Origin of the sequence: Sphingobium sp. TA15, assembly GCF_037101235.1 — a bacterium.
GTDB lineage: Bacteria > Pseudomonadota > Alphaproteobacteria > Sphingomonadales > Sphingomonadaceae > Sphingobium > Sphingobium indicum.
The window spans coordinates 579,190-600,351 of record NZ_AP025356.1 but is presented as its reverse complement, the minus strand read 5'-3'; the positions used below and the strand labels follow the sequence as shown (position 1 = coordinate 600,351).

The window sequence follows — 21,162 nt, the reverse complement described above, 5'->3', positions numbered from 1 at the left end:
AAAACATCGTTGTTCAAGCGCGGACGGCAGGATTTTAAAATTTCCTGAAAACAGTGCCTTGCGAGGAATCGATATGTCTGGCGGCGGCGGGGCGGTTCTGGTCGCCGCCCTGCTGCGCATCGCCGATTCGGCCTGCCCAGGGCTTTTCCGCGCCTTGGCAGGAGCGCGGCGGAACATGATTGACATTGCAGAATGTGTAGATACACATAACGCAACGAGTCGGGATGCCGGAGTGGATCGAGTCCGGTTGCGTCGCTTCGTGAAAGGCAGTCAGCGGGAACCCCGTCGCTCCCTGCCGGGCCGTGTCGCCCGGCGGCGGTCGACGGGCCGTGCCGTTCAAGCCTGTGATTTCAAGGCAACCCATCGGTCGAATGGGCCCAGGAGGGGGATTGATGATGAAAATGCTCAAGACGGCGCTTTATCTGGCTGGGGCGGCTATTCTGCCCCATGCCGCCCATGGCCAGGCGGCCCCCGCCGACCAGGGCAATGGCCTGAACAGCGTCAGCGACATCGTCGTGACGGCGCAGAAGCGCGCCCAGAGCCTCAGCACCGTGCCGATGTCGGTGACGGCGCTGACCGGGGAGCAGCTTGCGGCGCGGGGGATCAACGACGTCCAGGATCTGGCGAAGGTCACGCCCGGCCTCAATTTCGTGCAGAGCGGCAGCGGCGTGCCGGTCTATTCGCTGCGCGGCGTGGGCTTCTACGACACGGCGGTGGGCGCGCGCCCGACCGTCAGCGTCTATGTCGACGAGGCGCCCTTGCCCTTTTCCGTGATGACGACCGGCGCCGCCTTCGACCTGGAGCGGGTCGAGGTGCTCAAGGGGCCGCAGGGAACCCTGTTCGGCCAGAACGCCACGGGCGGCGCGATCAACTATATCGCCGCGAAGCCCAGGGATGAGCTGGGCGCGGGCGTGACGGCGAGTTTTGCGCGCTTCAACACGCTGGACGCGCAGGGCTATGTCACCGGCCCGCTTGCGCCGGGCCTCAACGCCCGCCTGGCGGTTCGCGGGGTGCGCGGGGACGGCTGGCAGCAAAGCTATACCCGCAACGACAGCCTGGGCCGCCAGCGCATGCTCCAGGGCCGGTTCCTTCTGGACTGGCAGGCGTCCGACCGCCTCAGGCTCTCGCTCAACCTCAACGGTTTCATCGACGATGGGGATATGCAGGCGGGCCAGCTCCTCGCCGTGGTTCCCTTGTTCGGCGCATTTGCCGGCACCATTCCGCTCGTCACCAACTATCCGCGCGCGCCCCAGACGCCGCGCGCGGCGGACTGGAACGCCAACACACCCTACCGCAAGGACAACAGCTTCTACCAGGCGGTGCTGCGCGGGGATTACGAACTGACCGACGACATCACGCTGGTCTCGCTCAATTCCTACGCGCATATGAGCATGGACCAGCGGATCGACCTGGACGGCACGTCGCTGACGAACGGCGACCAGAGCATTCGCGGCCGCATCTCGTCCTTCTCGACCGAGGAGCGGCTGACCGGCAATTTCGGGCCAGCGACCATCATCCTGGGCGTCAACTATGCGCATGACAAGACGCGGGAGAATGCGATCTGGGCGACCTACTATTCCACCCAGAACAGCTTTTTCACGCCGCTGACCAACGACGTCGCCGCCGCGCCCTACGGCTATCAGGACTTCAACACCTATGCCGCGTTCGGCAATGTCGACTATGACATCGGCCGCCTGGTCACGCTGCACGCCGGCGCCCGCTATACCAAGGCGGACCTGGACTATGAGGGGTGCGGGCTTCCGGCCAACCAGAATTCGGCGGTCGGGCTGACGCGGCTGTTCAACAATATCCGCGCCGCGGCCGGGCTGGGGCCGATACCCGTCATTCCGATGGACGGTTGCTCGACGCTGGACGCCAATCTCAACTATGCCAGCCATATCGAAGGGACGTTCAACGAGGACAGCCTGTCCTGGCGCTTCGGCGTCGACGTGAAGCCCGCCGACCGGGTGCTGCTCTATTTCAACGCGAGCCGGGGTTACAAGGCGGGCAGCGTGCCCGTCCTTTCGGGCACCAGCGTCGACCAATATGTTCCGGTGAAGCAGGAAAGCGTGGTCGCGCTGGAGGCGGGGTTCAAGGCGTCGCTTTTCGGGCGGCTGGTCGACGTGACCGGCGCGGCCTTCAACTATGACTATTCGGACAAGCAGCTTCAGGGGCGCATCATCACGCTGATGGGGCCGCTGATCGCGCTGGTCAACGTGCCCAAGTCCCGCGTTCGCGGCTTTGAGGGGCAGGTGACGGTCTATCCGACCAACGGCCTGTCGCTGACCGCCGCGGCGACCTACCTGGACTCGAAGGTCACGTCCGACTTCATCAACTACACGATCATCGGCACGCGCCAGAACTTCAAGGGGAATGATTTTCCCTATACGCCCAAATGGCAGGTCAATCTGGACGGCGCATACCGCTTTCCGATTTCATCGCGGCTGGATGCCAATCTGGGCGTCAACTACAGCTACCGGACCAAGACCAATGCGGGTTTCGGCAACGAACCGCTGCTCTACATGAAGGATTATGGCGTGCTCGACCTACGCGCCGGCTTCGGCGGCAGCGACGGCAATTGGCAGGTCAGCGTCTTCGGCCGCAACGTGACCAACAGCTATTACTGGACCAACGTCGCCAAGCTCTATGACGTGGTCCGCAGGCTCGCGGGGCAGCCCGCGACCTACGGCATCCAGTTCAACTGGCGCTTCTAGGCCATGCGGAGCGGAACAGGCGTGCAGGCTTGCAAGGCCGCTCCGACCAAGGCGGGGGACGGGCGCGCCCGTTTCCCCGCCGCCATTTCCGGCACGCAGTCGGCGACCGCGTGCCGTCCGTTTTCAGCCAAGGGTCTTCGAGGGTTCGATGCAGGATAAATCCGTTCTCGTAACCGGCGCCGCGGGGGGCGTCGGAAAAGCCATTGCCAGGCGCTTCGCGGAGCAGGGCGCGTCCGTCCTCGTCACCGACATCGATGCGCGGGCCGCCGGCCAGGTCGCCGAGGCGATTGGCGGACAGGGCAGGGCGCGGGCGGCCACCCTGGACGTCGGCGACGCCGCCTCGATCGAATTCGCCGTCGCCTCCATCGTCGGATGGACCGGGCGGCTGGACGTGGTCGTGCATGCGGCGGGCATGTGGGCGGGCGGCACCGTGCTCGACATCGACGAAGCGCGGTGGACGCGGGTGCTGGAAGTGAACACGACCAGCGCCTATCTGATCGCCCGGCATTGCGTGCCCCACCTTCGGCAGACCAGGGGATCGATCATCAACATCGCCTCCGTCGCGGGGCTGAAGGGCACGCCGGGCGCGGTCGCCTACAACAGTTCCAAGAGCGCGGTCGTCGGAATGACGAAGTGCATGGCGCTCGATTTCGCGGCATCGGGAGTCCGGGTGAACTGCATCTGCCCGGGCGTGATCGACACGCCGATGGTGGATGCGGTGCTGGCGCATCATGGCGAGGCGTTCACGCGGGAGGATCTTGCCCGGCGTCATCCGCTCGGTCGGCTGGGCACGCCGGAGGACATTGCCGGCGCGGCCAGTTTCCTGGCGTCCGACGACGCGTCCTGGATCACCGGAACCGCCCTTGTCGTGGACGGCGGCTCCATGGCCGGGGTCTGATCGCATGAGCGCAGCATCCCCCGCCATGGATGGACGGAGCGACGGGTCGATGACGATCCGGGGCGCGATCCTGGAAACGTCGGACGCGCCGCGCCCCTATGCCGACAGCCGGCCGATCCGGATCGGCACGCTGGACCTGACGCCGCCCGGCCCCGGCGAGATATTGGTCAAGGTCGAGGCGGCGAGCCTCTGCCATTCGGACCTGTCCGTCATCAACGGAAACCGCAGGCGCCCGCTGCCCATGCTGCTGGGACATGAATCCAGCGGGCGCGTCGTCGCCCTGGGGCCGGATGTCGACGACCTCGCCCTGGGACAGCGCGTCGTCCTCACCTTCATGCCCCGCTGCGGCGCCTGCGACGCATGCCGGACTGAAGGGCGCATTCCCTGCACCCGCGGCACCGCCGCCAACGGGGCGGGGACGCTGCTCGACGGCGACGTGCACCTCAGCGAATGCGGCCACCCCGTCCTCCACCATCTGGGGGTCTCCGCCTTCGCGGATCACCTGGTCGCGCATCGCAGTTCCGCCGTCCCGGTGGGCGACGACGTTCCGCCGGACGTGGCGGCGCTGCTGGGCTGCGCCGTGCTCACCGGCGGCGGCGCGCTCCTCAACGAGGCGCGGCCGACCGAGGCGGACGTGGTGGCGATCATCGGCCTGGGCGGCGTCGGCATGGCCGCGCTCATCACCGCGAAGGCGCTGCGTCCGCGCCGGATCGTCGCGATCGACGCGCTTCCGGACAAGCTCGCCCTCGCCCGTTCGCTGGGCGCCGACGAGGCGCTGTCGCCGCAGGACGCCGTCGACCGGGGGATCAGGGCCGACATCGTCATGGAATGCGCCGGCCATCCCAAGGCGTTCGAAACCGCCTTCGCCATCACCGCGCCCGGCGGCACGACCGTGACGGTCGGCCTGCCCGCGCCCGGCGCCATGGCGCAGATATCGCCCTTGCAGGTGACCGCCGAGGCGCGCCGCATCGTCGGCAGCTATCTTGGTTCGTCGGTTCCCCGGCGCGACATTCCGTTCCTGGAAAGGCTGTGGCGCGAAGGCCGGCTGCCGGTCGAGCGGCTGATTTCGCGCCGCATCGGGCTGGAGGACATCAACGCCGCCTTCGACGCCCTGGCATCGGGCGACCAGCTTCGCCAGGTCATCATGTTCGATGCCTAGTTCACGGCCCGGTTCACGCGCCGCCACGCATATGCCGCAGGTTCGCGGCCAGAGAGGAAAGACCATGTCCGCCAACCCCATCGACCATGCAGATGCGTTCGACACCTATCTTCCGATCGACATCGACGATGCCGAACTGGAGCGTATATTGGAGAAGGCGGAACTGCCCGCCCTGCTGGCCGCGCTGGCGAAGCTGACGGGCGACACGTCGCTGGTTCCCCCATCGCTCAAGCCGCCGCATACGCGCAAATCCTTCATCCCGATGCCGCAGGGCGGCCTTGACGAAGCGCAGCAGAAGGAAGCGAGGCGGCTCGCCTTCGACGCGATCAGGCGGTATCGCGACGGCGAGATCCAGACGCCCGGCCACACCGACGATGCGGAGCTGCGGGCGATCGTCAGCTTCCTCATCACCCGCGATTTCGACGATTACCGGGATCTTCTGATCCATGAGGTGGCCGACCATGACGTGGGCGCCCCACAGTGGACCCTGTCCGAACTCGATCCCGACCGGCCGTTCAAGGTGCTGATCATCGGCGCGGGCATCACCGGCGTCGTCGCCGCCTATCGCCTCAAGCAGGCCGGGGTGGAGCATGTCGTGCTGGAAAAGAATCCAGAGATCGGCGGGACATGGTGGGAAAACACCTATCCGGGCTGCCGTCTCGACACGTCGAACTATGCCTATAGCTTCAGCTTCGCGCAGAAGACCGACTGGCCGCAGAAATTCTCGCGCCAGTCGGAGATCCAGGACTATGTCCTGAAAGTGGCGCATGACTATGGCGTGCGCGACCGCATCGTCTTCAATACCCTCGTCCGATCGGTGATCTATGACGAGGAAGCGGGCGAGTGGGAGGTGACGGCCGTCACCGACGGAGAGGTCAGGGTCCACCGCGCCAATGTCGTCATCAGCGGCACCGGCCAGCTCAACTCGCCCAAGCTGCCCAATATCGAGGGCATGGACAGCTTCGCGGGCGCAAGCATGCATTCAGCCCGTTGGAACCATGACGTAAGCCTGAAGGGCAAGCGGGTGGCGATCATCGGGACCGGCGCCAGCGCCTATCAGATCGCGCCGGCGATCGCCGACGAGGTCGGCAAGCTGGAGGTGTTCCAGCGCAGCGCGCCCTGGCTGTTGCCCACGGCCGACTATCTGGACGACATCAGCCCGGAACTGATGTGGCTGTTCCGGCACATTCCGGGCTATGCGCGCTGGTATCGCTTCTGGCAGTTCTGGCTGGCGACGGAAGGCCGGATGCCCACCGTCACCGCCGATGAAGGCTGGAGCGAAGAGGGTTCCATCGGCGCCATCAACCATGCCTTCCGCCAGGAACTGGAGGCCGAATTCCGCCGCCAGCTCGCCGACAGGCCGGACCTGATCGACAAGGTCATTCCCACCTATCCGGCGGGGGCCAAGCGCCTGTTGCGCGACAATGGCCAATGGTCGGCCACGCTGCGCAAGCCGCATGTCGACCTGGTGACCGAAGGAATAGAGCGGATCGTGCCCGAAGGCGTCGTCACGGCGGACGGCGTGCTGCATGAGGTGGACGTCATCGCCTATGCCACCGGCTTCCGCGCGGACGAGTTCCTGGCCGACATGGAGGTGCGCGGGCGCGACGGCGTGGAGGTGCACGAATATTGGGACGGCGATCCGCGGGCCTATGCCACCATGACGGTGCCGGGCTTCCCCAATTTCTTCATCTGCGGCGGTCCCAATTCGGCCGTGGCGGCGAACGGCAGCGCGATCTTCATCGTCGAATGCAGCATCGAATATATATTGGAGTGCATCCGCACCCTGGTCGTGAAGCGGCTGAAGGACATGGAACCCACCGACGCCGCGACCGATGCCTTCGTGGGGAAGATCGACCGCGCCAACCGGGCGCGGGCATGGGGCGCGGAAGGCGTCACGAGCTGGTACAGGAACAAGACCGGCCGCGTTTCCGCCGTCTGGCCGTTCGAACTGCTGGAGTTCTGGAACATGACGCGCGGGCCGGCCGAGGGCGATTATCGCTTCACCCCCTTGGGCGAGCTGACGACGCAGGCGGCGGAATGAGCCGTCTGACGGGGAAGACCGCGCTGATCACGGGCGCCGCCCGCGGCCTGGGCGCGGCCTATGTCCGCCGCTTCGTCGCCGAGGGCGCCAGGGTTCTGGTCACCGACGTGATCGACGAGGAGGGCCGGCTGCTGGCCGAGGAGATGGGCGCCGATGCCGCCGACTATCTCCGCCTGGACGTGTCCTGCGGCGAAAGCTGGGGGACGGCGGCGGACCGATGCGTCGAACGGTTCGGCAGGATCGACATATTGGTGAACAATGCGGGCGTGGGCGGGGGCGGCGCGCTGGAAACCACGTCCGACGACCAATGGGAAAGGCAGATCGCCGTCAATCTGGGCGGCGTCTTCTACGGCATGCGCGCCTGCATTCCGCGCATGGCGGCCGCCGGCGGGGGATCGGTGATCAACATCTCCTCGATCAACGGCGTCAGGGGCAATCGCGAACGTTACGGCTATGTCGCCTCCAAATTCGGGGTCATCGGCCTCACCAAGGCGGCCGCCCTCGACTTCGCGGCGGCGGGCGTCCGGGTGAACGCGGTGCTGCCCGGCATGATCAGCACGCCCATGACCGCGGGATTGAAGGTCGACACGTCGCTTATCCCGCTGGGACGGCCGGGGGGCATGGACGAAGTGGCCCAGGTCGTCGCGTTCCTCGCTTCGGATGAAGCATCCTATGTCACCGGCGCCGAATTCCTGGTCGATGGCGGCGTCGTGCAGAAAGTGGTTGGACAATGACAGAGGCAATCGAACTTCGCGTCCCCCTGGAACCGGGGGCGCAGGGCGTCGTCGATCAATATCGCGCGGCGGCCCTGCCTCCGCTCGAACAGGGCACGGCGCAACAGGCGCGGGAAGGCTATCGCGCCACGTCGCTGCGCGCAGGCTTCGAACCGGAACGCGATGTCCGCGCCAGGGATCTGACGATCGGGGCGGGCGGCAATCCGCTGCGGACGCGGATATACGAGCCGGAAGCGGCGATCGGGCCGCGCCCGCTGATCGTCTACCTGCATGGCGGCGGCTGGGTCATGGGGGATCTGGACACCCATGATTCCACCTGCCGGCTGCTGGCCAGGCAGGCGGGCGCGATTCTGGTCGCGGTCGATTACCGGCTGGCGCCCGAACATCCCTTTCCCGCGGCGGTGGAGGACGCCGTCGCCGCGCTGCGCCATGTGCCTGAGGCGGTGGCCGGGCTGGGCATCGAAACGGCGGGGCTGGCCGTTGCGGGCGACAGCGCGGGCGCGACGCTGGCATTGGTCGCGGCGCTCGCGCTGAGGGACGAAGCGACGCCATCCGCGCTGGCTCTCTTCTACCCCGCCGGCGACATGGGCCGCAGAACCGCGTCGATGGACGAATTCAGCAGCGGCTATCCGCTCACATCCTCGACGCTTCGCTGGTTCCGCGACCTCTATCTGGACGATGTGGCGCTGGCGGGCGACTGGCGCGCATCGCCGGCGCGCCATCCGGATTTCGGCGCCCTGCCGCCCACGCTCATCCTGTCGGTCGGCCACGATCCCTTGCGCGACGACACGATCGCGCTGGCCGGGCGGCTGAAGCGCGAGGTGCGGGGCAGCGAGCACCGACACCTGCCTGACCAGATGCACGGCTTCCTGACGCTGGGCGGGGTCATCGCTCCGGCGCGGGGCGAACTGGACCATGCGGCGCGCTTCCTTCGCCAGGCTATGGGCCTTGGCCCCCTGCTGGAGCGGGAGGGAGAAAGCGCATGACGGCCGCGACCATGCAGCAGCAGGCTCTGGCGGAGGCGGCCGACATGGTTTCGTCCGTCCCCACGGGACTTTTCATCGACGGCGCCTGGCGCGCGGCGGCCGACGGGCAGCAATTTAGCGTCCACGATCCGGCGACCGGGGATGTCGTCGCCCGGCTGGCGAATGCGACGCCGTCGGACGCCATGGATGCGCTCGACGCCGCCGACCGCGCCTTCCCGTCATGGTCGCGCACGCCGCCGCGCGAGCGCGCCGAGTTGCTGCGCCGGACGTTCGACCTCGTCATGCGCGACAGGGAGCGGATCGCCCGCATCATCACGCTCGAAATGGGAAAGCCGCTGCGGGAATCCCATGCCGAGGTGAGCTATGGCGCGGAATTCCTCCGCTGGTTCGGCGAGGAGGCGGTTCGCATATCCGGACGCTTCGGCTCGTCGCCGGAGGGCACCGGGGACATGATCGTCTCGCGCCATGCGCTTGGCCCGGCGCTGCTCATCACGCCCTGGAACTTTCCCCTCGCCATGGCGACGCGCAAGATCGCGCCCGCGCTGGCCGCCGGATGCACCGTCGTGATCAAGCCCGCCGCGCTGACGCCGCTCACCACCCTGTATCTCGTGAAATTGCTTGAAGAGGCGGGCCTGCCGGCGGGCGTCGTCAACGTCATTCCCACGACGAATTCGGGCGGCGCCACCGGACCGATCATCGCCGACAGCCGCTTGCGCAAGATCAGCTTCACCGGGTCGACGCAAGTGGGGCGGGTGCTGCTGGAGAAGGCCTCCGCCAACATCCTGCGATCCTCCATGGAACTGGGCGGAAACGCGCCCTTCCTGGTCTTCGACGATGCCGATCTCTCCCGCGCCGTGGAAGGCGCGCTCGTCGCGAAGTTCAGGAATATCGGCCAGGCCTGCACGGCGGCCAACAGGTTCATCGTTCATGCAAGCGTGGCCCAGGAATTCAGCCGGCGGGTGGCGGAGAAGGTGGCGCAGTTCAAGCTCGGCTCAGGCTTCGATCCGGACGTCGCGATCGGCCCTCTGATCGACGAGGCGGCGGTCGCGGGGGTGGACGAGCTGGTCCAGGATGCCCTGTCCCGCGGCGCGACCCTCGTCACGGGCGGCAAGCGGCGGGGCGGCGCGGGCACCTTCTTCGAACCCACGGTGCTCACCGATGTCGCAAGGGACAGCCGACTCCTGCGGGAGGAGATTTTCGGCCCCGTCCTGCCGATCGTCACTTTCGACACGGACGACGAAGCCATCGCCATTGCGAACGACACCGAATATGGCCTGGTCGGCTATGCCTTCACCGCCAGCATCGAGCGGGGGCAGCGGCTGATCAATGAACTCCAGACCGGCATGATGGGATGGAATGTCGGCGTCCTTTCCAATGCCGCCGCACCCTTTGGCGGGGTGAAGATGTCAGGCCTGGGGCGCGAGGGCGGCGCTGAAGGGATCGATGAATATCTGACCACCAAATATACGCTGCTGCCGTCCGTTTTCCGCCCGTGAAGCATTTTCCAGGCAGGCGCGGCCGCCTGCGAAAGGGATCGGCAGGGATGCGGGGATGCCATTGCCGGACGTTCTGCCCATCTCGTCCGGCAAAGGGAGCGTGCCGCGCCTGATGGACGCGGCACGCTCCCGAATTGGGCCGCTGGCAGGAACCCGGGTCCGCCGTCTGCTTTAGAATTTCGCGTCGAAGCTGATCCCGTAGGTGCGCGGGTCGGCGAGATGGGTATAATCGAACCCGTTGCCGGACAGGTCCAGCGAATAACGCGCATAATATTTGTTGAAGATATTTTTGCCCCACAGGCTGACGCCGTAGCGATCGTCGGCAAATCGATAGCTGAGCTGGCTGTTGACCAGCGCATATCCCTTCTGCGCGGTGCGTTCCGTGTTGAACAGGTCGAAATATTGCTTGGACGTGAAACTGCCGTTCACGCCCCAGCTCAGCTTTCCGCCGCCGGTCTCCACTATATCCCAATCGAAACCAGCCGATGCGCTGAGCTTCGGCGCGTTGGGCAACTGGTTCCCCCGCAGGGACGTGCCGTTGAGCGATCCTTCCTTGATCTTCGTGTCCAATATGCCGACCCCGACATTGATCCGAAGCGCCTGGACCGGGTGGACCGTCAGTTCGAATTCCGCGCCCAGGATGCGGGACTTGGGAATATTGATCAGCGTCTGGATATGGGTGACCGAATTGACGCTGATCGCCTGCTGGTCGCGATAATCATAATAGAATGCCGCCCCGTTGAAGGTCACGGCGCGGTCCAGGAACTGGCTCTTGAAACCCAGTTCATAGGCGTTGACGGTTTCCGGTTCCGCCACGTTCAATTCGGCCGGGGAAAAATAGGCCTGCGCGTTGAAGGCGTTGGCGCGATAGCCGCGGCTGAAGCTGGCGTAGATCAGGTCGTTGTCGGCGGTCTTGAAATCGACGCCGACCTTGCCGGTGACCGTGCCTTTCTTGAAACGGGCGCTGGTCGACGCATCGAAATCGAACGGATCGTCGCCCGGGATGGTATTGACGATGGGAACGCCGTCCGGCCCCTCGATCTGCGCGCGATATCCGACGACCTTGCCCCGATCCTGCGTATAGCGGATGCCGCCGCGCAGGATGAGCCGGTCCGACAGCTTGTAGTTCATGTCGGTATAGACGGCGGCGCTTTTCCTGACCTGCTTATAATTGTTGCGGTAGATGCAGGAGACCGCGAAGCCGCTGTCGACGCAATCTTCCCAGGTGAGCGCGCCGTCTCCGTTCACGTCGATGTCGCTGTAGAATCCCGCCGACGTCTCGTTCCACAATTTCTCGATATTATAATAGGCGCCGAAGATGAAGTTGAACGGTCCGTCGAAGTCCGAAGACAGGCGAAGATCCTGCGACAACTGCTTGCCGCGTCCTTTCAGGTCGGCCTCCAGCACCCGCAGCGGCGTGCCGTCCGCCTCGTCGATGACGCGCAGGCGCCCATAGTCGTAGGACGTCACCGACGTGACGGTCAGCGCGTCCGCGACATGCCAGTTTCCGGTCAGGGACGCGCCATAGGTGCGGTGCCGATGCCGGCCGATATTGTCCGCCTCCATTTCCCGCCGTCCAAGGCCGGTCCTGAAATAGCTGGATGCGCCGAACATCTCATAGACCCCGTTTCCGATGCCCAGAGACCCGACCGGCTCGCCCAGGACGCCATATTCGATCGGATTTTGCAGGCTGGTCGTCAGCCGCAGGATGAAGTCCAGCTTGTCGTTCGGTTCGAACAGCAGGGACGCCCGGACGCCATATTGGCGCACGGCGCTGCCGTCGGGCCTGCCCGGCATCAGATTCTTGAACCAGCCGTCGGCGCGGGAGAATGTGAAGGCGATGCGCGCCGCCAGCGTGTCGCCCAGGCCCGCCTGCACCGCTCCGTCGGCGTCGTATCGGTTGTAATTGCCGTAGCCCAGTTTCAGATAGGCTTCGGAATCATGCCCCGGCCTCTTGCTGATGAAGTTGATGGCGCCGCCGGTCGTATTCTTTCCATATAGGGTTCCCTGCGGTCCCCGCAGCACTTCGACCCGTTCCAGGTCGAACATGCCCAATCCCAGCAGGGGAAAGCTGCCCTTGTAGACTTCGTCGAAATAGGTCGCGACCGGACCCTGCTGGTTGAAGCTGAAGTCCGACATGGAAACGCCGCGCAGCGAGAAGATCGGCAGCCCGTCCCCGGCGACGGTCGACGCCTGAAGATTGGGAACCGACCCGGCGAGATCGCTGACCTGCTGAAGCCGCTGCTGCGACAGCGCCGCGCTGCCCAGCGCCGTCACCGACACGGGCACGTCCTGCAACCTTTCGGACCGGCGGAGCGCGGTCACGACGATGTCGCTGGTGCTGACCGGTCCAGACGCGCTTCTTTCCGCCGCGGCCTGATCCGGACCGCTATCCTGCGCCAGGGCGGGTTGCGCAAATGCGAAAGCGCAGACGCCGCCTAACAGCTTGTACCCCAATCCGTTCATTTTCTCTCTCCTTGATTGGCCGTCGAGGAGTTTGCCTCCTTCTTGGCAGCGCTTTTGATGGATCGAAACCGTCATTGCCTCCCTAGGGCGCCTGGTTGGACAGGATCAGGGAGGCCGCCGACCAGAAAAGCCCGCCGACCCCCTGGACGAAGCTGAGTTTCATGTCGGGCACCTGCACCACGGCCTCGCCGCGCAACTGGCGCACCGCTTCCTGGATGGCGTACATCCCGTACATGCCGGAATGGGTGTAGGACATGCCGCCGCCATTTGTGTTGATGGGCAGGCGTCCGCCCGGCCGCGTGTGCCCTTCGGCATGGAAGGCGCCGGATTCGCCGAAGCCGACGAAGCCCGTATCCTCCAGCATGTAGAGCGGCAGGTGCGCGAACGCGTCGTAGAACATGGCATGGTCGATGTCGGCATGGGTGACGCCGGCCGTTTCGAACGCCTCCGCGCTGGCCCTGCGGAAGGAGCCGAAGGAGGTGAGGTCGTCCATCTGCGACACCAGCACGCTCTCGCAGGATTCCCCGGACCCCATCAGATAGACGGCGCGCTTCGCGCTCGGCAGGTCGCGCGCCCGCTCCGCGCTGACGAGGACGAGCGCGCCGCCGCCGTCGGTCACGACGCAGCACATGTCGCGGGTGAAGGGATAGGCCACGCGCGGTCCCGCCAGAACATCCTCGACCGTCACCGGCGTCCGGCGCTGGGCGCGTTCGTTGGGGATCGCCCATTCGCGCTGCGCCACCACCACTTCGGCCAGGTCGCGCTGCCCCATGCCCCGCGCCTTCAGGAAGGCCAGCGCGGGCAGGGTGAACAGGGAATAGGGGGCGATGGCGCCATAGGGCTGCTCGAACTGACCGTCCGGCCCCCTGGGGTTCATCGAATAGTTGGGCATGCCCACCCAAGACCGGCCGGATTCGCCATGGGTGATCAGCACGACGCTGGCCTGACCCGTGGCGATGGCGGCGGCGGCGTGGCGGACATGCGCCATGAAGCTGCATCCGCCGATGGTCGTGCCGTCCATCCAGCGCGGGCGGATGCCCAGCATGGCGGCGACTTCGATGACCTGCGTCTCCGCCGTGGCGATGCCGTCCACGTCGGCGGGCGTCAGTCCGGCATCCTTCAGCGCCCGCCGGGCGGCGTCGGCGTGCAACTGGATCATCGACATATCGGGAACGACGCCGACGCGTTCCGTCTCCGACGCGCCGACGATGGCGATATTGCCGCCATTGGGGGAAGATAGGGGCATGCTCATATCCTGACGGGCTTGAAGACGGGCAGGAACTGGTCGCCGCGCGGTTCGAACGCGACCTGCAATTCCATCCCCAGCGGCAGATTGTCCGGTTCCGGTTCGACCCCGACGATATTGGTGCAGAGGCGCGGGCCTTCCTCCAGCGTCACCAGCGCGATGATCTGCGGATCCTTGCTCTCGAATTCCGGCGAAGGGCGATAGTTGATGATGTAGGAGGCCAGCCGCGCCCGCCCCGACACCGGCTTCCATTCGACCTCGTCCGAATTGCATTTCGGGCAGAAGGGACGCGGATAGAAATAGAAGCTCCCGCAACGGACGCAGCGCTGGATGCGCAACTCTCCTTCGGCCGCGCCCTGCCAGAAGGGCGCGGTTTCCGGGGTGAGTTCGGGGATAGGCCCGATCGACATCATGAATCTCCGTCAGTCATGGCCCGGTTCACATCTGCGAATCGAAATAGATGCTGGGCGCCAGCCCGTCCGCGAGCGGGCGGAACTCCCTTTCCACCATCGCGGCGAAGGTCGCTGCATCCAGATCGGCCATGCCGTTCAGGGTCTTGATCATCTCCGGCACATTGTAGAGCATCAGCTCGCCCCCCGCCGCGCCGATGGTCCGCCCGGACATCCAGCCCGATTCCTTCGAACCCAGGAACACCGCGATGGGCGCGACGCGGTCGGGCGTATAGGGGTCGTCCGCCCGCGCCGGGCCGTCCACATTCTTGTCTTCGGGCGCGGTTTCGGTGAGCCGCGTCGTCGCGCCCGGCGCGATGGCGTTGACCGTGACGCCATAGCGGGCAAGGCCGTTCGCCAGCGACATGGTCAGGCCGACGACGCCCATCTTGGCGGCGGCGTAATTGGGCTGGCCGGGCGACCCGTGCAGGCCCGAAGCGGAGGTGAAGTTGACGATCCGGAAATCGCCCTGCGGATTGCGCAGCGAACGCCAATAGGCCGCGGCGGGCTTGATGGTCGAATAATGCCCCTTCAGGTGGACGCGGATGACCGCATCCCAATCCTTCTCGTCCAGGTTGAAGATCATCCGGTCGCGCAATATGCCCGCCACGTTGACCACGATGTCCAGCCCGCCGAACTTCTCTATGGCCAGGCCGACCAGCCGTTCGCCGGTCGCGACGTCGGCAATGTCGCCGCCGTCGGCAATGGCCTGCCCCCCGGCGGCGATGATGTCGCTGGCGACGGCGGCGGCCGGCCCCAGATCGCTGCCTTCGCCCGTCGTGTCGCCGCCCAGGTCGTTGATGACGACCTTCGCGCCCTCCGCCGCGTAGCGCCGCGCTATCGCCGCCCCGATGCCGCGCCCGGCCCCGGTGATGATGGCGACCCGTCCTTCCAATGCACCCATGACATATCCTCGACTTGTTGCTTGTGGTTTCGTTGTTCCGCTTTCCTCAGGCCGCCGCCCGCCTGGGGGGCGCGTAGAGAAGCTGGATGTCGGTGAAGCCGTGCAGGCCCCATGGTCCGTTTTCGACGCCGATGCCGCTCGACTTCAGCCCGCCGAAGGGAAGATGGGGCTGCAGGCCCATGGCATGGCCGTTGACCTGCACCTGCCCCGCCTCGATCCCCAGCCCGACATTGGCGGCGCGGATCGGGTCGGACGACCAGACCGACGCGGTCAGGCCGAACGGACCCGCATTGGCGCGGGCGACCGCATCGTCGACATCGCTGTAGGACAGGATCGGCAGCGCCGGGCCGAACTGCTCTTCGCTCACGATCCGCGCTTTTTCGTCCAGATCGGCGAGGATGGTGGGCTGGAAGAAGAAGCCGGGCCGGTCCATCGGCGCGCCGCCTGCCGCCACCCGCGCTCCCATGCCGATCGCCTCGGCGACCAGTTCCTTCACCCGCTCGAACTGCGGCCGGTTGCATAGCGGCCCCAGCAGCGCGCCTTCCTCGTTCCAGGCGCCGACCGCCACGGAACGGGCGCGCTCCGCCAGCGCCTCGACCAGTTCGTCATGGCGGCTTTCATGGACATAGATGCGCTTGATCGCGACGCAGACCTGCCCATTATTGGCGAAGGCGCCCCAGAACAGCTCGTCCGCGATGGCGGATATGTCGGCATCGTCCAATATCACCGCCGGATCGTTGCCGCCCAGTTCCAGCGTCACCCGCTTCAGGTCGTTGGCCCCCGACGCCATCACCTTCCTGCCGGTCGCGGTCGACCCTGTGAAGGTCAGCTTGCGCGGTATGGCATGGGCGGTCATCGCCGCACCCAGCGGGTCAGGGCCTGAAATGACGTTCAGCACGCCGGGCGGCAGGACCGATTGCAGCGCCTGCCCCACCGCCAGCGTGGAAAGCGGCGTATAGGGCGAGGGCTTCAGCACCAGCGTGTTCCCGGCGCGCAGGGCGGGCGCGATCTTCCAGAAGGCGAGGGCGATGGGATAATTCCACGGCGTGATGCCCGCCACCACGCCCAGCGGCCTGCGGACAATCTCCGCATAGGCCGCCGCATCGTCCTGCACGATCTCCCGCGGCAGTTCGAGATCGGCATAATAGCGGAGCCATTCCGCCGACGCCTCAAACTCTATGCCGGTGTCCGCCAGCGGCTTGCCCTGTTCCTGGGCCAGTATCGGCCCCAGGTCGGCGGCCATCTCCATCACCAGCCCGGCGGCTTCCTTCAGCGCCCTGCGGCGCAACCCCTCGTCGCGGCTCCACGAAGCGAAGGCGCCCTGCGCGGTCGCCATCGCCTCCTCCAACTGTTCGGGGCTGGCGGCAGGGGCCTCGGCAAAGGCTTCGCCCGTCGATGGATCGATCACCGGGAAGGTGGCCCCTGTCCCGACGGATCGACCGTTGATGGTCATTGCGATGGCGTTCACGGCTGCGTGTTCCTTATGCTTGCGATCCGAGGCTCAACGATAGGCGTGCGGCAATATCTGCGGCATGGGTCCGCCGACCGCGACGGCGCGGCGTTCGATCAACTGGTCGATGGTCGCGGGATCGATCCCCGCATCCTCCAATATCCGGACGCTGTGCTCGCCGATCCCCGGCGGCTTCAGCACGCCGCGCCATTCGGTCCTGCTGAAGGATGCGATGCGCCCCGGCGTGGCGATGAAGCCGCCATTGTCGGAGGGATAGACATGGGCGAACCCAGCCTCGCACAGCCGGGGATCGCGCAGCACCTCCGTCACCTTCCTGACGGATGCCGACGGCACGCCCGCCCGGTTCAGGCGGCGCGTCGCCTCCTCGCGGCTGAGATCGATGATGGCGGCGGCGATGGCGGCGATGGCTCCGTCCTTGTCCGCCAGCTTTTCCTCCGGAATTTCCAGGGCGCTGGCGATCTTCGCCGGAGCGTCGGGCGCGGCGATCCGGACCCAGCCGTCCGCCGCCCGGTACATGCGGTCGAACGCGCCGTCCCCCTGGAAGTCGACGCCGCCGACGATGGCGGGCGGGCGGCCTTCGAACCGGATGATTTCCGCCGACTGGAGGTAGGTTGCGGTGCCCAGCAGCGTGTCCCACGTCCGCTGGCCTTCCCCGGTCCGCAGCCTGTGGAACAGGGCAAGCGCGATGGTGAGCGAGGACATGGACGCGGTGCTGATGTCGCAGACGGATATGGTGTTGACGATGGGCTCGCCGTCGCCGCCCTCCGCCGACATCATCCCGACCATGCCCTGCAGCACCATGTCCACGCCGCCGCGCCCGCCCAGCGGGCCGGTCTGGCCGAAGGCGGAAAGCGACATGGTGACGATGCCGGGGTTGATCGCCTTCAGCGAATCATAGTCGATGCCCAGGCTCTTCGTCACGCCCGGCCGCAGCCCGTCGATGAAGACGTCAGCGCCCTCGATGATCTTGTGGAAGGCCCGGATGCTGTCGGGATGCTTCAGGTCGATGGCGATGCTGCGCATGCCCCGGTTCGCGCCATAGGCGGGCTTGCGGAAGGGGTCCCCCTCTCGCGGTTCCACCTTGATCACGTCCGCGCCCAGCGCCGAAAGCAGGCATCCGGCATAGGGGCTGGCGAGGAACGGCCCGCTGTTGACGACCCTGATGCCCGACAGCGGGCCGGATCGCACGAGCGGACGCGCATCGGCGGCCGGGCGGGGCTGTGCGGGCCATGGCGCGACCCTGTCGTTATGCTCGCCAAGGGCAGGGGCGGGGCCGCGAACGGCGCCCGGCGTCGCGGTCAGGTTGATCGGGACGCCCGGCATGACGACAGGACCACGGTCGGGATCGTCGACCTCGACCCGCATGCCCATGGCGGCGACCTGCGGATGATCCAGCCATCCCTCGCGCCCGTCTATCGGTCCGGAGGGGATGCCGACGGCGTCGAGGCGGTCCAGCCAATATTGGCGAGGCTGCTTCAGCACCGCTTCCTCGACTGCTTTCTGGACCCAGCCGATATTCTCCGGCGCGACCATGTTCGCCAGGCTGCCACCCAGCCGCTCATCCTCGACAATGGAGCCAAGCCCGATCACCTCCATGAACATGGCTTCGAACCGGGGGCCGAGCGCGCCGCTGGTGAACCATTTGCCGTCGCCCGCGATCATGCGGGAATAGGTCGGATGGCGCCCCGCGCCCCCCACCGCCGTGCTGGGGTCCGGCGCGTTGGGATCGACCACCAGCGATATCATGGTAAGCTGCTGCAGCGCGTTGATCCCGGACACGGTGACGCGCTGCCCGAAACCCGAACCCTCGCGCTCGATCAAGGCCGCCACCGCGCAGACCGACGCCCACAGGCCATGCGCATAGAGCAAAGTCTGATAGACGGACTCGACCGGCTCCCCCGATACGGAGGACTGGCGGGCGAACTGGCCGCCAAAAGCGCCCAGCAGCGCGGCGGACTCGACCCCGTCCGCCCAGGGGACGTGGCCCGGCAGATAGACGGGCATCTCCAGCAGGATCAGCCGGGGATGGCTGGCCAGCAGTTCGTCGCCGTCCAGCCCGAAGGCCGCCAGTTCCTCGCCGTCCCTGGTGATCAGCATGTCGGCCCCGCCGATCCGGTTCCGCAGCCATGCGCGCCCCTCGGCCGATCCGGGATCGATCACCACGCTGCGCTTGCCGCGATTCCACATCGGAAAGCCGGGACGGCCGCGTTCCGGGTCGCCGTCCGGCGTCTCGACCTTCACCACGTCGGCGCCGAAGTCGGCGCAGAACATGCCGACTATGGGGCCGGCGACGCCGGTCGCGAGTTCGATCACCCGAATATCGCCAAGAGCATCCATTGGTCGTCAAAGCTCCCGAAAAATTATCGTTCTTGCGGCCATGGTCAGGCGCGGGACGGAACCGCCACGATGGCGCGCCCCGGCGAAGTGCCCTTGCCGTCCTGATTTTCCACGTCGATCTGAAGGTGGATGAGGGCCGCGCCGTCATCCGCGACGGACTTTTCCACGACCACCGCCCTGGTCGACAATATGTCGTTCTTCTGGTTGATGGCGCGGAACTGCATGGCCAGTTCCCTGATCTCGCTCTCGTCGCCCGCCCAGTCGCGCAGGGCGTTCAGCATATAGGCCCAGCGCAGATTGCCCATGCCGAACGCGCCCGGCTGTCCCGCCGCCTGTCCCGCCTCATCGTCCATATGGACATAGACGAACTCCTCGTTCACCGCGGCGAAGCGGCTCCATTCCATCATGGTCGTCTTGCGGGTGAAGGCCGGAATCTGGTCGCCCACGGCGATGTCTTCGAAGAAAATGGACAAGGCGAAGCTCCTAATAATGAATGAGGGTCATGACGCGGGACTTCACCCATTCGCCGCGCTGGTTCGTCCATTCAGTCTCGTTATAGGTGTAGAGCGTCAGGCCGTTGCGGCCCTCCCGCTCCTCCCAATGGGTCAGGCGGGAACGGCTGGAGATGACGTCGCCCGGCCGCATGCGCGCGCTGAACCTGTCGACCTGGCCGCCGTTCAGGATATTGTCGCCCTTCTTCGTTTCCTGGCCGGGGATCGCGCCCTGAAGCCGCAATTCCTCCTCGGTCAGTTCGCGGGGCAACTGCCAGGCGAAGGGGTTGAAATCCTCCGGCGCGACGATGCCGCCCCAGCGGGTCGTCCGGGCATATTCCTCGTCCCAGAAGAGACGCGGCGGCATCTGCCCCCAATAGGTCGCTATCGCCCAGCGCCGTATGTCGGTGGCCGTGATCGGAAAGCTGGTCTCGAACGAATGCCAGACGCCTTTCGACGCCTCCATCTGCGGCGTGACGAGGGTGGTCGCCTCTTCCATGGTCGGTCCTCCCATCGGTCCTAGAGCGCCACCGGCAGCCGGGCGATGCCGTTGATGCTCGCATGGCTCTTGAACTGGATGTCGGCCGGATCGGTCGCCAGCCGCACGTTCGGAATGCGCCGCAGCAGCGTTTCGAACACGATCTGCAATTCGATGCGGGCCAGCGCCTGGCCGATGCACTGGTGCACGCCATAGCCGAAGGCGACATGGTCGCGCGGGCGGCGGCGTATGTCGAACTTCGCCGCATCCGGGAAATGCCCGTCGTCGCGGTTCGCCGCGAAGTTGAGCGGGATGATCCCTTCGCCCGCAGGGATCGTCACCCCGCCAATCTCTATATCCTCCGTCGCGATGCGCAGGATGATGAGGTGCACGACCGTCAGATAGCGCAGCAGTTCCTCTATGGCGTCCGGGATCAGGGCCGGTTCCGCCTGAAGCTGCGCCAGTTGATCCGGATGCTCCAGCAGCGTCAGCATGCCCAGGCCGATCATGTTCGCGGTCGTGTCATGACCCGCGACCAGCAGCAGCCATGCGGTGTTCAGCACGTCCCGCCGCTCGATCTGGCCCTCCCGGCTGGCGCGCACCAGGTCGCCCAATATGTCGTCGCCCGGATCGTCCAGCTTCTCCCGCTCGGCGATCAGCCGGTCGACATAGTCGTTGATGTTCGCATAGGCCTCCGTGGCGCGCTCTATGGCTTCCTCCGTCCCCAGGCTGGCGGCCAGCAGCGCCTCCGTCTCCCGGTTGAAGAAGGGATGGTCCGACGGCGGCACGCCCAGCAGCCAGGCGATCACCGTGGAGGGGACGGGCAGGGCGATCTCCTCCACGAAATCGAACGGCTCCGAACGATCGATGATATGGTCGATATGCTCGTCGACCAGCGCCTGGATGCGCGGCCGCATGACCTCCAGCTTCTTCACGATGAAATGCTTGGAGATGAGCCGCCGGAACAGCGTGTGGCGCGGCGCGTCCATGTTGAGGAAGGTGCTTTCCTCCTCGCTGGGGCGGGGCACCAGTTCGATCTGGGGGAAGCCGGGCAGATTCTGGTTCGAACTGACCCTGGGATCGGCCAGGATGCTCCGGACATCGTTATAGCGGGTGACGAGCCAGGCCGGCGTGCCGTCGTGCAGGACGACGCGCCGGACCGGCTCGTGCTCGCGCAGCCAGGCATAGGCCGGCGGCGGATCGTAAGTGCCGCGCTCCCAGGGGAAGGTGGTTTCGGGGACGGGCTTTTCCTGGATTTGGGTTTCTGTCGTCACTGGCTCGTGCCTTCT

17 protein-coding genes are annotated in these 21,162 nt (G+C 66.3%); 7 read left to right on the top strand and 10 right to left on the bottom strand.

Annotated features, from left to right (window positions below):
* Positions 1-34 precede the first annotated feature (34 nt).
* Positions 35-409 (bottom strand): hypothetical protein, encoded by a 375-nt coding sequence (locus Sj15T_RS19880; protein WP_148225618.1) that lies wholly within the window; start codon positions 407-409, stop codon positions 35-37.
* Here Sj15T_RS19880 and Sj15T_RS19875 point away from each other — a divergent pair.
* From Sj15T_RS19875 to Sj15T_RS19845, 7 genes are all read left to right on the top strand, one after another.
* Positions 393-2,714: a TonB-dependent receptor gene (locus Sj15T_RS19875; protein ID WP_338756238.1), complete on the top strand. Its 2,322-nt coding sequence runs from the start codon at positions 393-395 to the stop codon at positions 2,712-2,714. The two genes, Sj15T_RS19880 and Sj15T_RS19875, sit on opposite strands and share 17 nt — an antisense overlap.
* Positions 2,715-2,862: 148 nt before the next feature.
* Positions 2,863-3,612, top strand: a complete 750-nt coding sequence (locus Sj15T_RS19870; protein WP_013054060.1) for an SDR family NAD(P)-dependent oxidoreductase — start codon at positions 2,863-2,865, stop codon at positions 3,610-3,612.
* Between the two features lie 25 nt (positions 3,613-3,637).
* Positions 3,638-4,771 carry an alcohol dehydrogenase catalytic domain-containing protein gene (locus Sj15T_RS19865; protein WP_013054059.1) on the top strand — a complete coding sequence of 378 codons (1,134 nt, stop codon included), beginning with the start codon at positions 3,638-3,640 and terminating at the stop codon, positions 4,769-4,771.
* A gap of 64 nt (positions 4,772-4,835) precedes the next feature.
* Positions 4,836-6,815: an NAD(P)/FAD-dependent oxidoreductase gene (locus Sj15T_RS19860; RefSeq protein WP_013054058.1), complete on the top strand. Its 1,980-nt coding sequence runs from the start codon at positions 4,836-4,838 to the stop codon at positions 6,813-6,815.
* Positions 6,812-7,549, top strand: coding sequence for an SDR family oxidoreductase (locus Sj15T_RS19855; protein WP_013054057.1), 738 nt, complete (start codon positions 6,812-6,814; stop codon positions 7,547-7,549). The genes Sj15T_RS19860 and Sj15T_RS19855 overlap by 4 nt, the downstream gene beginning before the upstream one ends.
* Entirely contained in the window at positions 7,546-8,535 is a 990-nt protein-coding gene (locus tag Sj15T_RS19850; RefSeq protein WP_013054056.1) for an alpha/beta hydrolase, read from the top strand. The genes Sj15T_RS19855 and Sj15T_RS19850 overlap by 4 nt, the downstream gene beginning before the upstream one ends.
* On the top strand, positions 8,532-10,031 hold the full coding sequence (locus Sj15T_RS19845) for an NAD-dependent succinate-semialdehyde dehydrogenase (protein ID WP_013054055.1): 1,500 nt from the start codon (positions 8,532-8,534) through the stop codon (positions 10,029-10,031). The genes Sj15T_RS19850 and Sj15T_RS19845 overlap by 4 nt, the downstream gene beginning before the upstream one ends.
* A gap of 171 nt (positions 10,032-10,202) precedes the next feature.
* Here Sj15T_RS19845 and Sj15T_RS19840 read toward each other — a convergent pair whose 3' ends face one another.
* The 9 genes from Sj15T_RS19840 to Sj15T_RS19800 form a co-directional block, all read right to left on the bottom strand.
* On the bottom strand, positions 10,203-12,497 hold the full coding sequence (locus Sj15T_RS19840) for a TonB-dependent receptor (RefSeq protein WP_013054054.1): 2,295 nt from the start codon (positions 12,495-12,497) through the stop codon (positions 10,203-10,205).
* Positions 12,498-12,579: 82 nt separating this feature from the next.
* Positions 12,580-13,743: a thiolase gene (locus Sj15T_RS19835; RefSeq protein ID WP_013054053.1), complete on the bottom strand. Its 1,164-nt coding sequence runs from the start codon at positions 13,741-13,743 to the stop codon at positions 12,580-12,582.
* Positions 13,744-13,745: 2 nt separating this feature from the next.
* Positions 13,746-14,153: an OB-fold domain-containing protein gene (locus Sj15T_RS19830; RefSeq protein ID WP_041386938.1), complete on the bottom strand. Its 408-nt coding sequence runs from the start codon at positions 14,151-14,153 to the stop codon at positions 13,746-13,748.
* Between the two features lie 28 nt (positions 14,154-14,181).
* On the bottom strand, positions 14,182-15,096 hold the full coding sequence (locus tag Sj15T_RS19825) for an SDR family NAD(P)-dependent oxidoreductase (RefSeq protein WP_013054051.1): 915 nt from the start codon (positions 15,094-15,096) through the stop codon (positions 14,182-14,184).
* A 46-nt stretch (positions 15,097-15,142) separates the two neighbouring features.
* Positions 15,143-16,564 (bottom strand): aldehyde dehydrogenase family protein, encoded by a 1,422-nt coding sequence (locus tag Sj15T_RS19820; RefSeq protein WP_013054050.1) that lies wholly within the window; start codon positions 16,562-16,564, stop codon positions 15,143-15,145.
* Positions 16,565-16,597: 33 nt separating this feature from the next.
* Positions 16,598-18,904, bottom strand: a complete 2,307-nt coding sequence (locus Sj15T_RS19815; RefSeq protein ID WP_013054049.1) for a CoA transferase — start codon at positions 18,902-18,904, stop codon at positions 16,598-16,600.
* A 44-nt stretch (positions 18,905-18,948) separates the two neighbouring features.
* A complete protein-coding gene (locus tag Sj15T_RS19810; protein ID WP_007687822.1) occupies positions 18,949-19,377 on the bottom strand; it encodes a MaoC/PaaZ C-terminal domain-containing protein in 429 nt (142 codons plus the stop codon).
* A 10-nt stretch (positions 19,378-19,387) separates the two neighbouring features.
* Positions 19,388-19,894: a MaoC family dehydratase N-terminal domain-containing protein gene (locus Sj15T_RS19805; RefSeq protein ID WP_013054048.1), complete on the bottom strand. Its 507-nt coding sequence runs from the start codon at positions 19,892-19,894 to the stop codon at positions 19,388-19,390.
* Positions 19,895-19,914: 20 nt separating this feature from the next.
* On the bottom strand, positions 19,915-21,147 hold the full coding sequence (locus Sj15T_RS19800) for a cytochrome P450 (protein WP_013054047.1): 1,233 nt from the start codon (positions 21,145-21,147) through the stop codon (positions 19,915-19,917).
* Positions 21,148-21,162: the final 15 nt, after the last annotated feature.